Origin of the sequence: Salinirubellus salinus, assembly GCF_025231485.1 — an archaeon.
Taxonomy (GTDB): domain Archaea; phylum Halobacteriota; class Halobacteria; order Halobacteriales; family Haloarculaceae; genus Salinirubellus; species Salinirubellus salinus.
The window spans coordinates 3,344,205-3,356,550 of the sequence record NZ_CP104003.1 but is presented as its reverse complement, the minus strand read 5'-3'; the positions used below and the strand labels follow the sequence as shown (position 1 = coordinate 3,356,550).

The following is a 12,346-nucleotide window of genomic DNA, read 5'->3' as shown; positions in this document are numbered from 1 at the left end:
GAGCCACTTACGAGCCGATTGGGGCGGTCGATGCAGGCGCGGCTCGTTCGGTCAAGAGTCCTCAAGAAACGTCTCCAACGGCGCGTACCGGTACACCCCTCCAACACCACTAGCGACCAGCAAGAGCCCAAGGAGCAAAACCGGCGTATTCGATGAACAGTAGGTCACCGAGCGTCCCTCTATCGCTGGACTTGTACATTCGACGGCGACAACCCCATACAAAATCAATCCAGTACCGAGAAAGAGCGAGGCGACAGCGATTGTCGCAATCGTTTCCCGGCGATGGCGCTCCATACCTCACCCCTGTATGCGCCGCGCAAAAGCATTCTGGCGAATTCTCGACGGTTGCGTCAACTACGCCACACAGAGATGCCGTAATCTGAACGAGTAACACACCATCACCTCGTGCTGAACTCAGCCTCTAAGTGTTGCACGGGACTTCTGACAGAGACTGGTGACGTTTCTACGAGCGTGCTGAATACATAGCGCGAGTGTATCCTACGCAGGAGTGTCCCAGCCAGTCCTACAGGCGACGGTTTTATCCCCGGTGGCCACCTTGTCAATTTGACAATAAGTGAGTTCGGTCCCGGTCGCACAGGGACCGCTTACCGGGGCACCAGCAGCCGATGTTGGTCCTCGTTTCTCTTCGCGTGGCGCCATGCGAGAACACACCCCAGTCAGCCCACGCATCCCATGCCCGACGTTACTATCATCCGCGTCACGGACGAGACACTCGAAGCACGCATCCGCGAGTTCATACGGGATACCCCCGAGGCGGTCACTATCGAGACGATATCTGTCGTTGACGACCCGTTTTCGGAGCCGGAAGACGACGGAACGGGTGGACTCGTTCTGTCGGCCAACGGCTCTGGTATCTCTCTCGGAGGTGACGCTGACGAACCATCCCAACAGAGCGAGCAAAGCCAGACGTTCGATGCGGATATCGCACACGACCTTCGGGGGCCACTCTCGGTGGCTGGTGGCTACATCGAACTGGCTCGCGAGACGGGAGACCTATCGCATCTCCACAGCGCTACCGAAGCCCTCAACCGAGCCAACCAATTGCTCACCCATCTTCAGGAACTGTCCAGCGAGGGGCGAATGGTCGCCGACCCAGAACCCGCCGACATAGCAGTACTGGCGAGAGCGGCGTGGCGTGCCGTCCCAACCGGCGACGTGACGCTGGAGGTCACATCAACACGGACACTCATGGCGGATAAGACCCGGCTCCAAGAACTGTTCGAGAACCTGTTTTGTAACGTGGTCGAGCACGCTGGCTCCGGTATCACGGTCAGGGTCGGCTCCACGGACGGTGGGTTCTACGTCGAAGACGACGGCGTTGGCATCTCGGAATCCGAGCGTGAGGCGGTATTCGAGACGGGGTACTCGGGCGGTGTCGGGACGGGGCAGGGGTTAGCCATCGTTGAGCGCATCGCCGAGGCGCACGGCTGGCGTGTCGAGTTGCTGGAGGCCACAGACGGTGGAGCACGCTTCGAGTTCGCGAACGTCGAGATGGCCTGAGCCGGCAGAGAGTGGGCCGAGATGGTAGCGGTTCACGGCTTACTGGCGTTGAGACGAGCGTTATCGACCTCGGGCGAGGAAACCACACTCAGCGCCCCGTGCTGAATACACCCTCTGTATCTCGTACGCTGGTTCTGCCAGAATCAGAGCAGGTTCCGGCGACCGTGCTGAATACAGGGCGCATATTCAGCAGTCTTCCCCAGTTGAGTGATGGCCAGTCCATGGGCCCCAACAATCGACTACGCACCCGATTGCGGTGGCTTCCCGGATGGCACCGATTGGACGCTCGAATAAGGAAGACGTGTAGCTCCGTGTCCGTCAGGTAGTCTACGTGACGAGCGGGGTCACCGAATCAGCTCCCTCGATGGGTGTCCCGTCGGTGAGCTCGCCGGTCACGACCAACTCCGTCGTCGATTCGGTCAGCACGCCCGCATCCACGAGGGTCTCGACCTCGACGAACAGCACGAGGTCGGCGTAACCGTCCTCGTTCACGTCGTCCGTGGTCACGCGCACTGGCGCGACGCCCTCGACGGCGAGCGAACTCGTGTCGATAGTCGTCACGTCGAATTCCGCCGAGCCGAGGATGGCCACGGGAAGGCGTCCGGGGCGGTCCAGTTCGACGGGGTTCTCCTCACTGCCCGGCAGCACGTCAACCTCGGCCGGGATGGTGGTCTCGAGTGCCTCCAACTTCACCAGCCACGGCTCAAAGCCAGACTCCTCCGTGGTGGTCTGGCCCTTGACGGCATATCCCCCGTCAGTCATCTCTGCGATTGAGAACCCTGCATCGAAAAACGGTGAATCCCTGTACAGGTCACCGTAGATTTCACTCCATTCGACGCCTCCAGTGGAATCGAGTTTGACGACCCACATATCGGGCTCTGCGGAGGAGCTGGTCGGCAACGGTTCCGGTGTAGATCCAGTAAACGCGAACCCACCGTCACTCGTTCCGATGATAGACCTCCCAATATCGAATGCGGAGTCAACGAAGTCGTCGCCGTAAGTCTGGCTCCACTGTACAACACCATCACTGTCGAACGTCACGACCCGCACGTCCCTGTTGAAGGTCGATTGGTCGATTTGTGACGATAGCACTGCAAGGCGGTCGTCACTCGTCACGGCCAACGGCTGTGGAGCGAAGAATCCCAGAGGGAAATCATAGGTCTGTTGCCAGAGGATGTTCCCGGTCGCATCGACCCGAACCAGCCACGGCTTCGTCTGGAAGAGTCCCGAGTCCGTTTCGACTTGCTTTGACCCGTAGAAGACGACGCTATCGTCACTCAGCGCCTCCACATCAACGGCTTGGTCAAATCCCTCGCCGCCAGCAGTGGTACTCCACACAACGTCTCCAGATGTATCCAGTTTGACCACCCACGCATCATCATCGTTAGTAGCTGTTCTAGTGACACCCGCCAGCACGACGCCACCGTCGCTCGTGGCAGTCACCCCACGGAATCCGTCTGATCGTTCGGCGGTGGTATCAGCGGTGTACGTCCGACTCCAGAGTTCAGTTCCGGACGCGTCGAGGCGGACGACCCAGCCATCAAGTTGGGTACTGGTTCCATCCGCTGTTTGAGCGACTGTATAGCCGGTGATGACGATGTCTCCGTCACTCGTTTCCGTGATGTCCCACACAATATCCCGGTCGTTTTCGGACAGCGTGGTCCGCCAGAGTTCGGTCCCGTCACTCGCGTACTTCACGACCAGCGCGTCATAGAGGAATCGTCCATCACTTGTGCGGGTCGTGGTTTGACTCACGGTAACGACGCCGCCGTCCTGTGTCGCCGCAACCGCTCCGAAGAAGGAAATTCCTGACTCCAGTGTTTCCCATTCGATGTCTGGAGCGTTACCAACTTGCGCGGCCACAGGCGTGACCATGGCGAGTGGGGTGAGGACGAGCGCGACGGCGAGCGCGATCACGAAGAGGCGGGTGCCTCGCTGTTTGGTCACCTCCGAGCGCCGAGTGGGTCTCGACCGTGGGGTGGTGGCTGGCGATACGGCTGTTGGTCCGGTTCGAGTTGGCTGCATGAGATTCCTCCAGCGGCGGGCCGCTTCCGCTCTCCAGAGTATAGCCTGATTGACATGCAGATGTATAATGATTTCTCACGGGAAACTGACTATGCAGTGAGAATCAACACGGCAGGAGATTCAGGATGGCCCGTCGCTTCCGGGAGCGCGGAGCCGTGCTGTATACACCCTCTATATCTCGCAAGCCGGTTGTATCAATTCCAAAGGGTCTCAACGGAGCCGTCGCCTACTAATTCGGTTAGTAGCTAACCCAAAAGAGTAGTCTGTGGCTCGTTCATAGCCACAGCGCTTACTGCTCAGTCGCTCTCGGCTGGCTATCTAGAGACTGTCCAAGAACTTACGACGCTGCTCCATCTTCTCTCGGTCGCTCCGACGGTCGTAGTGCTGTTCCAGTACATCCTGTGAGACATCTGCGCGGCCTCCGACTACGTTCTCCGGGACATTCGAGTTCAGGTGGTGTGTAATCGCCCCACGACGAATCGCGTGCGAGGACACGCTCGACGGACACTTGGAGGCCGAGTCGGGGCCGGTGGCTTCGCAGCTGTCGATGTCGCGGTCGTGTGGACACGCGCCAGAGTACACGCACGGTCGGGAGAGCCGATACACGTAGGTCGAGATGGTACTCTGATGAATTCTACCGTGGGTTGTCGCCAGTAGGGGTTCCCGTCCAAACTCGTCTTCGACGTTTGGTCTCTGCATCGCTATCCAGTCGTCAAGCAGGTCGCACATCCAGTCTGAGAGGGCGACAAGTCGCTCGCCGTTGTGTCCGTTCTTGAGCGGGGTGTCAGAGTCGGGTCTGTGCTGGACAGCGATGGACTGCTCCTCAGCATCGTAGTCAGAGAGGTCGAGGGCTCGGGCGGACCCGCGCCGTAGCATCGTGTGCCACAGCAGCGCGATGGTAACGTGTTGGAGTGAGGCGTAGCTATACTTCCCGAGGTATTCGAGGATGCCGTCTGCTTCGGCCGGCGTCAGAAGCACGTCACGACTGTTCTCCTCGGCGGTCAGCGTGACAGCCCGCACTTTCATATGCAGGTCGGGGGCAACGCCTTCGATGGATTCCAGCCAGCGGATGAATACTCTGAGTGTGTCCATCTGGGACTTGAGGCTGGGTTTCGAGAGGTTACCGTCTCGTCGACGCCAGACCCGGTACTCGTAGAGCAGCCGCCCGGTCAGTTCGTTCAGGTTGTCGATGTCTCGCTCATCGCACCACTGGATGAAGTGGCTGAGTCGAGAGCGGTGAGTACTGTAAGTGAGGTCGGCGAGCTCCTCGCGGCGGTCGTCGAGGTACAGTTCTACGGCGTGTTCTGGTTCGATTGGTTCGAGGTTCATTGTTTGTTCTCGAACCACGCGCACTGCGACCTCGTCCGGTGCCCGTTCGACCCGAAGGCGGGGGGTTGCCGGACATGGTCCGTGACGACTTGGCGGACAAAGTCCGGCTGTGCGTCACGTTACATGATGGCAGAACGGGTTAAATTCGGGCACAGATACCCTTATGATTGTCCCCCTCCGGGCTCGTGTTGCGTGTCGCTCGAGGAGTGACCGCAACCGCACGCCGGAGGATTTGAACCAGGGGGGGGGCGCAGCGAAGCGAGCACGTCCGACCGCACATCGAACCCCACCGGAGCCGCCGGCGATCACCTCACAGCCGCCGGTCGAGGAACCCCTGCAGCACCCGGAACATCCGTAGCTTCTGGCTCGCGTCCGTCGAGGCGTGGCCCTCCTTCCCGAGTTCGACGTACTCCACGTCGGCGCTCGAGTCACCGTCCGCGTCCGGGTCGCGTTCGTCGACGGAGTAGGCCAACTCGAGCAGTTCGTCACGGAACAGCCGCGCCTGCGAGACCGGCACCCGGCGGTCGTTGACACCGTGGATCATCAGCATCGGGCTATCCACGTTCTCGGCGTGCTCTATCGGCGAGCGCTCCCGATACAGGTCTGGATTCGTCTCGGGCGTCCCGAGGTTCTTCTCCATCAACTCGGTCCGGAAGTGTGGCATCGTGGTCTCGAACATCTCGCGGAGGTCCGTCAGGCCGATCCACGCCACGCTCGCGTCGTAGCGGTCCGGGTACTGCACCGCCTGCCAGTAGGCGCTGTAGCCGCCGTACGAGCCGCCGAACACGCAGACGCGGTCGTCGTCCAGCCAGTCGTACTCGTCGAGGACGTGTTCGACGCCGGTGGCCACGTCACCCTGCTCGGCGCCGCCCCAGTCCTCGTAGATCTCGCGGGCGAACTCGCGGCCCCGGCCCGAGGAGCCGCGGTAGTTCACGAGCAAGACCGCGTACCCCTGCGAGACGAGGAACTGCGTGTAGAGGTCGAACGTCCGCATATCGGCCGCACGGGGGCCGCCGTGGACCTTGACGACGAGCGGGGCCGGTCGGACGTCCTCGCCGGGGTCGTACAGCAGCGCCTCGACGTCGAGTTCGTCGGATGGGCCGACCTCGGTCGCCCGAGCGGGCGTCTCGGGGACGCCGTCGGAGGCGAACGTGAAGAACTCGGCGTCGGCGAACGCGTCGGACGAGAAGGGGCCGTACTCGGCGGCGTGGAGCGTCTCGGTCGACCCGTCGGTCAGGTCGTAGGTCAGGAGCGATGGTCGGGTGGAGGGCGTCGACTGCGAGACGACGACGCGTTCGTCGTCGACGACAGGGTTCCCTGCCATCGAGAAGCCCGTCACCCCGTCGGGGAGGTCGAACGCCTCGCTGTCGCCCGTCTCCAGGTCGTAGACGGCCTTGGTGACGGCCATCTCCTGCTCGCGGGTGGCGAGGAACCGCTCGCCGTCGGGGAGGAACGCCCGTGGTGACTCCTCGGCGTCGCTCGCGTACCACGTCACCTCGCCCGCTCCGAGGTCGTAGACACCCGAGCGACCGAGGTCCGTACTGTTGTCCTGAACCAGGAGGCGGTCGCCCTCGGGCGAGAACTCGACGGGGGCGGTCTCGGCACCCGTCTCCGCGACGTCGAGGCGCTCCGGGTCCGAGCCGTCGGTGTTCGCCACGTAGACGTCCGTGTTCTCGTAGACGTCCGTCTCGTTCGTGGCGTAGGCGATGCGCTCGCCGTCGGGGGAGAAGCAGGCCGCCCCGACCGCCCGCTCGTACTCGGTCACCTTCTCCGTCTCGCCCCCATCGCCCCCGTTCCGGTCGTGGACGTAGAGGTTCATCTGGCCGTCGCGCGAGGACGCCAGCAGCAGTCGCTCGCCGTCGGCGGTCACGTCGGCCAGCGCGACCTGTCCGTCCATCTCGACGACCGGTTCGACCTCGCCGTCGGCCGTGAGGACGTGGACGTCGTTCTGCTCGTTGCCGTCGTCGTCCACGTGGACGAACACCTCGTCGTTCCCGCCCCACTTCAGGTGCCAGGTGGCGTCCCGGGGGACGTCGCCGTCGCTCCACCGCTCGCGCTCGCCGGTCGTCAGGTCCTGGACGTAGAGTTCGTTCCGGCCGGTGCCGTCGTAGTAGTACGCCACCTTCGAGCCATCGGGCGAGACGGTCTGGTGGAAGAACGACGGAAGGCTGGCCAGTTCCTCGAGGACGTCGACGTCCGCGTCGGTCTGCAGGGTCGACATGGCCCGAGGTTCCGGCGCGCGGTGCAAAGGCCCTCTGCCACCGGAAATCGGCGGTGGACGTTACCTCGAGAGGTAGGAGACGCCGGTCAGGTCCTCGCTCACGGCCCACAGTCTGCGGGCGGTCTCGCGGTCGTACGAGCGCTCGCTGGAGCGCTGGCGCTCCGGGCCGCCGCGCATCCCCATGAACCCGCCGGGACCGTAGTACTCGCCGCCGCGGACGTCCGGCATCGTCAGCGCGTAGAGCATCGGGAGTGCCCCGTCGTCGGCGTCCTGTGCGAAGACGGCGTTGGCCGCCTCCATCGCCACCTTCCGGACGGTGCTCCCGGCCATCTCCGGGCCAGCGGTCTGGAGGTTCGTCGCCGCGTACCCGGGGTGCGCACCGACGCTCAGCACGGCGTCGGCGCGCCGGTCGAGTTCGTACGCGAACAGCAGGTTCGCCAGTTTCGACTGGCCGTAGGCCGCCCACTTGTCGTAGTCGCGTTCGCGCTGCAGGTCGTCGAAGTCGATGTGGCCCCGTTCGTGGATGCCCGAGGACATCGTCGCCACCCGCGGCTCGTCGGCCCCCTCGATGGCCGGCAGGAGGTGACCGGTCAGCGCGAAGTGGCCGAGGTGGTTCGTGCCGAACTGCATCTCGAAGCCGTCGGCCGTCTCACGCCGCGGGAGCGCCATCACGCCCGCGTTGTTCACCAGCAGGTGGAGGTCGTCGTGCGCCTCGCGGAACGCGTCGGCGAACGCCGCGACGGAGTCGAGGTCGGCGAGGTCGAGTTCGAGCACGGAGAGCGAGGCGCCCGGCACCTCGCGTTCGAGGTCGCGTCGCGCCGACTCACCGCGGTCGATGCTCCGACAGGCCATGACCACCTCGGCGCCGAGGTCGGCCAGTCCCTTCGTCACCTCGTACCCGAGGCCGCTGTTCGCGCCGGTGACGACGGCGACCCGGCCGGACTGGTCGGGGGCGTCCGCGACGGTCCACTGACTCATACCGAGCGTAGTGGCCGACCGCGCAAAAACGGGGCGTTTGCGGTGAACGGGTCAGTCGCTCGCGACGACGCCGGACGCCTCGGCGGTGGCGGTGGCCTCCGTCTCCGGGTCGAGCGCGGCCCGTGTCTGCGCCGAGAGGCGGTTGACGACCGCACGTCCCTCGCGCTCGCGGACGACGAGGCCGTCCTCCTCCAGCCGCTGGAGGTGGTGGGTCACGGTCGAGGGGTGCCGCTCCAGCTCGTCGGCGAGTTCCGACACCGAGGCGCCACCCAGCCGCGAGAGCGCGTCGAGGACGACGGCCGTGGCGTCGTCGTTGAGTGCCGCCGCTAGTTCGATGTCGCTGGAGTAGGCTGGGTAGAACCGGCGCTTGCCGCGCACCTTCGCGCCCATCAGCAGTTCCTCGCGCTCCAGCACGCGGACGTGGTGGCGGACCGTCGACAGCGGGAGGTCGGCGCGCTCGGCCACCTCCGAGAGGTACGTGCCGGGCGTCTCCTGGACGACGTCGAACACGTCGGCGCGAGCCTCGTGTTCCAGCGGGTCGGAGTCGTCGTAGCGCGAGTAGCGGAACGCAGTGAGCATCCGGACCAGTCGCTCCAGCGCGGTGGAGCGACCCGGCAGCGCCGGCGCGACGCTCGCCGCCACCGTCGAGACCGTCGTGACGGCACCGGTGCCGGCCGTCGCGAACAGCCCCTGCCTGACGGCGGCGAGCGCCGCGACACCCCCGAGCCCGACCGCGAACCCGGTCACCGGACTCGAGTCGGCCGGAAGCGGCGTCCCGGAACCGGCCGCACCCAGTCCTGCACCGGTGTCGACGAGCCCGTCGGCGGGGACGAGTGCGGATCGCACAGGCGTCTCTGCCGGCGCCTCGGCCGGGCCGGCGGACGGCGCGTCGACGTCGACCGGTGGCGCGGCCCCGTCGGTGCCGGCCGGCACCGAACCGGTCGTGGTCACCGCGACGGACTCGGCGTCGACGACGGCCGTCAGCCCGGTCACCACGCCGTCCGTAGCGCCGGATACGGCCCCGGAGAGAGCACCAGAGAGGGTCTGCGTCCCGTCCGTCCTACGCTCGGTCGACTCGGAGAGCGAGACCTCGGACCAGTCGGTGCCGAGCGCCGGGGACGCTCCCGTGTCGGACAGCGCCGACGCCCCGGTGGGGTCGGTGGCCGTCGTCCCGTCGGTCCCGGAGCCGTCGGCCCGGTCGTCGAGCGACGACCAGTCCGGCCTGTCGCCCGCATCCGTCGTCGCCGCGACGGTGTCGGTCGCCGTCCCGACCGTCGTGTTCACGCTCGTCGCCAGCGTCGAGCGGAGCAGCGAGTCGTCCTCGGCTCCGGGGAGCGTCGCGGAGTCATCGTCCCCGTCCGCGCCGTCGTCGGAACTCGTCCCGTCGTCCGAGTCGGTGTCCGACGTAGCATCGTCGCCGTCGGCCGACGTGGCGTCGCCCGCGCCGCCGCCGTCGCTCGAGGAGGTGTCGTCGGAACCGTCCAGCGCGTCACCGAGGCCGCCCTCGGAACTCGTCCCGTCGGTGCTGTCGCCGTCGAACGGGTTCTCCGGCGTCGCCACGGCTGTCGTCGGGGCGGCGAGCAGGCTGAGGACACAGAGCGTGGCCAGCACTACCGTCCGGAGACGCGTCGTTCGTCCTGACATTCGAAGTGGAACCGTGAAGTCGACTCGTGTTTCGTTCGACCGGCCAAAGCGGTTGTCCAGTCGATGCCCGGCAGTTTATCCCGGAACTGGGCAGCCGAGCGAGTCCGGTGTTCGCGCCCGGACTCAGAGCGGCAGGTCCGACTGACTCGCGCCGACGACGTACTCGGTGCTCGCGGTGCCGCCGACCTGGACCATCGCCTCCACGCCGACGTCCGTGCCGCCGTCGTTGGTCTCGGCGGTGAGGACCCGGGCGGGGCCGAACTCGTGCGAGCCGTTGCCAGCCGGCGCCTCCACGAAGTAGGTGAACGAGACGGACCCCTCGCCGGCCACCTGTTCCGTGGTGATGGGGTCGGCCACGCCGTCCCCGTTCGCGTCGTAGTAGACCGCCGTGATGCCGTCCTCGCCCTCGTCGGTGGCGACGGAGCCGTCGCCACCGACGACTGCCCACGTCTCCGGTATCACGTCGTAGAGCGCCGTCACGTCGTGTGAGAGGTCGGTGATAGTGATGGTGACCTCGTTGGTCTGGCCGGCGGTGAACACCTGCCCGTCGTCGGTCCGGGTCCCGAGCACGTCCAGCAGTTCGGGTTCGTCACCGAGCGTCGCGAGGCCGATCTCGTCGTACGGCGGGACGTAGCCCATCTGGACGTACTCGACGGAGCGCCGGGCGTTCACGAACCCGGCACCGGCGTTGTACGGCGTGTACGCCGGCTCCGCGTTACGGGTCGCGCCACCCTCCATCAGCCGGATCATCTCCTCTGGTTCGGGGTACCGCTCGTACGTCTGGAGGAACGCCTCCATCACCACCGCACAGCTCCCGGAGGTGACCGGACAGGACATCGAGGTGCCCGAGACGGCCGCGTAGAGCGCGCCGGTCTCGGCCGGCGTCGGGCCGTAGGTGGCCTCGAGCGCCTTCAGCGCGGAGGCGCCCTGCGTCGAGACGACCGCGTTCCCCGGCGCGACGACCGACGGCCGGTAGACGCCGTAGGGGCCGGACGGGCCGTCCTCGGGGACGGAGAACTCCGTCACGTCGATGGTCCCCGTCGCCTGCGCCGCGGCGAACGGGACGATCTCGAACGTGTACTCGGTCCCCGGCTCGACCGACGTGGAGAGTTCCTCGGGGTTCGACAGCGACGCGGCGCTGGCGACCACCGTCCCGTCGTCGCCGCCTCTCAGGAGGTTCACGTCGAGGTCCTGCCCCTGCGGCGTCCACGAGATGGTCGCCTCGAGGAACGCCGCGTCGGCGTGCGTCTGGAAGGGGACGTACGTCGGCTCACCCGCCGAGAGCCCCTCCGCGGCGATGCCCGCGTCGACGCCCGGCCCCGCGGTGAACGAGATGGGTTCGGGGTCGGCGACCTGCTCGAACGAGTCGGCCCCGTCGTCCGGGTCGTGGAACGCTTCGACGTTCCGGAGCGCGCTCTCGCGGTCCTCGGCAGTGAACCCACCGTTCCCGTCGGGGAACTCATTCCACCGCGCGCCCTCGCCGTCGGTGTAGACGGCTGTCCGGCCGCGCGAGGAGAAACTCGTCGGCCGCAGCGTCTCGGCACGGCTCTCGAGCGGCGACTCGACCGGCGCCCCCTCGGACCCGAAACTGTCGTGGCTCGCGGCCACGCAGAGGATGTGTGGGGCCGTCTTCGCCCCGCCGAGCGTGTTCGTGCCGGGCCCACTGTTGCCCGCCGAGGAGACGACGAGGATGCCCGCGTCGTAGGCCTCGAACGTCGCCGTCTCCTGTGCGCCGGCCGGGTTGAAGTCGTTCCCACCGGCCCCGCCGTAGGAGTTGGAGGTGATGTGGACGACCTCGTCGTCGTCGACGGCGGTCTCGCGCGTGTGGTTCTCCAGGAGGTGGTTGTACGCGCCGACCGCCTGGAGGATGGAGATGGCCGCGCCGGTGGAGTAGGCGGTCAGCCGAGCGTCGGGCGCCATCCCCGCGTGCTGCGGGTTCCGGTTCCCCTCGCCGGCGACCGAGCCGGCACAGTGAGTCCCGTGGCCGATGTCGTCGGTGTCGGCCACCCCACCGGCCCGGTGGAGGTCGACCCACATCGTCCCCTCATCGAGCGGGTCGACGAAGCGGTAGTTGTGGACGACCCGGTCCTGCAGGTCGGGGTGGTACTCGTCGATGCCGCTGTCGATGACCGCGACGTGGACGCCGTCGCCGGTGTACCCCATCCCGAGGTCGTCCTGGACGCCGTCGCCGAACCGGTCGGCGTCGTTCCGGTTCTCGACCCGGGCGGCCGTCGCCGCGTCGCCGTTGTCCCACGCGAGTCGCTCGTTCTTCTCGACGAACTGGACGGCGTCGAGCGAGGCGAGCTGCTTCAGGACGGCCGGGGGCGCGACGGTGTAGGTGGTGCGGACGCTCGACAGCTCGAACGTCGCGTCGAGGTCGAACCCCTCGAGCAGTCCGGCCATGTCCGCCCCCCGGCGGAACACGACGAGCGCCTCCTGTGGTCCCCCGTCGAGGTCGAACGCGTCGTCGAGGTAACTCAGCGGGCCGGCGGCGGCCGCACCGGCGCTACTCGTGGGCAGCAGGGAGGCACCGGCGGCCGCACCGGTCGTCTTCAGCATCGTTCGGCGGTCCAGGTCCATGCGAGAGCCTGCCGTCCCTGCACGTAATGGGATTCTGGCAAACTCGTC

Annotated in this window: 8 protein-coding genes; 1 reads left to right on the top strand and 7 read right to left on the bottom strand. The window is 66.3% G+C overall.

Annotated elements, in window-relative coordinates; genetic code table 11:
- Window positions 1-51: 51 nt before the first annotated feature.
- A complete protein-coding gene (locus N0B31_RS17705) occupies window positions 52-294 on the bottom strand; it encodes a hypothetical protein (RefSeq protein WP_260592942.1) in 243 nt (80 codons plus the stop codon).
- A gap of 399 nt (window positions 295-693) precedes the next feature.
- Here N0B31_RS17705 and N0B31_RS17700 point away from each other — a divergent pair, with 399 nt between their 5' ends.
- Complete coding sequence (locus tag N0B31_RS17700) at window positions 694-1,521, top strand: sensor histidine kinase (protein WP_260592941.1); 828 nt, start codon at window positions 694-696, stop codon at window positions 1,519-1,521.
- Between the two features lie 327 nt (window positions 1,522-1,848).
- Here N0B31_RS17700 and N0B31_RS17695 read toward each other — a convergent pair whose 3' ends face one another.
- The 6 genes from N0B31_RS17695 to N0B31_RS17670 form a co-directional block, all read right to left on the bottom strand.
- Window positions 1,849-3,438, bottom strand: coding sequence for a PQQ-binding-like beta-propeller repeat protein (locus N0B31_RS17695; protein WP_260592940.1), 1,590 nt, complete (start codon window positions 3,436-3,438; stop codon window positions 1,849-1,851).
- 426 nt (window positions 3,439-3,864) lie between these two features.
- A complete protein-coding gene (locus tag N0B31_RS17690) occupies window positions 3,865-4,875 on the bottom strand; it encodes a tyrosine-type recombinase/integrase (protein WP_260592939.1) in 1,011 nt (336 codons plus the stop codon).
- 310 nt (window positions 4,876-5,185) lie between these two features.
- Window positions 5,186-7,096, bottom strand: a complete 1,911-nt coding sequence (locus tag N0B31_RS17685; RefSeq protein WP_260592938.1) for a S9 family peptidase — start codon at window positions 7,094-7,096, stop codon at window positions 5,186-5,188.
- Between the two features lie 60 nt (window positions 7,097-7,156).
- Window positions 7,157-8,074, bottom strand: a complete 918-nt coding sequence (locus tag N0B31_RS17680; RefSeq protein ID WP_260592937.1) for an oxidoreductase — start codon at window positions 8,072-8,074, stop codon at window positions 7,157-7,159.
- A 51-nt stretch (window positions 8,075-8,125) separates the two neighbouring features.
- Window positions 8,126-9,718 (bottom strand): helix-turn-helix domain-containing protein, encoded by a 1,593-nt coding sequence (locus tag N0B31_RS17675; RefSeq protein ID WP_260592936.1) that lies wholly within the window; start codon window positions 9,716-9,718, stop codon window positions 8,126-8,128.
- 123 nt (window positions 9,719-9,841) lie between these two features.
- Window positions 9,842-12,298, bottom strand: coding sequence for a S8 family serine peptidase (locus tag N0B31_RS17670; RefSeq protein ID WP_260592935.1), 2,457 nt, complete (start codon window positions 12,296-12,298; stop codon window positions 9,842-9,844).
- Window positions 12,299-12,346: the final 48 nt, after the last annotated feature.

Bases quoted from the DNA above. Each gene is read 5' to 3' on its own strand.
- N0B31_RS17675 (WP_260592936.1), bottom strand. From the start codon at position 9,718: ATGTCAGGACGAACGACGCGTCTCCGGACGGTAGTGCTGGCCACGCTC.
- N0B31_RS17700 (WP_260592941.1), top strand. From the start codon at position 694: ATGCCCGACGTTACTATCATCCGCGTCACGGACGAGACACTCGAAGCA.
- N0B31_RS17680 (WP_260592937.1), bottom strand. From the start codon at position 8,074: ATGAGTCAGTGGACCGTCGCGGACGCCCCCGACCAGTCCGGCCGGGTC.
- N0B31_RS17685 (WP_260592938.1), bottom strand. From the start codon at position 7,096: ATGTCGACCCTGCAGACCGACGCGGACGTCGACGTCCTCGAGGAACTG.
- N0B31_RS17690 (WP_260592939.1), bottom strand. From the start codon at position 4,875: ATGAACCTCGAACCAATCGAACCAGAACACGCCGTAGAACTGTACCTC.
- N0B31_RS17670 (WP_260592935.1), bottom strand. From the start codon at position 12,298: ATGGACCTGGACCGCCGAACGATGCTGAAGACGACCGGTGCGGCCGCC.
- N0B31_RS17705 (WP_260592942.1), bottom strand. From the start codon at position 294: ATGGAGCGCCATCGCCGGGAAACGATTGCGACAATCGCTGTCGCCTCG.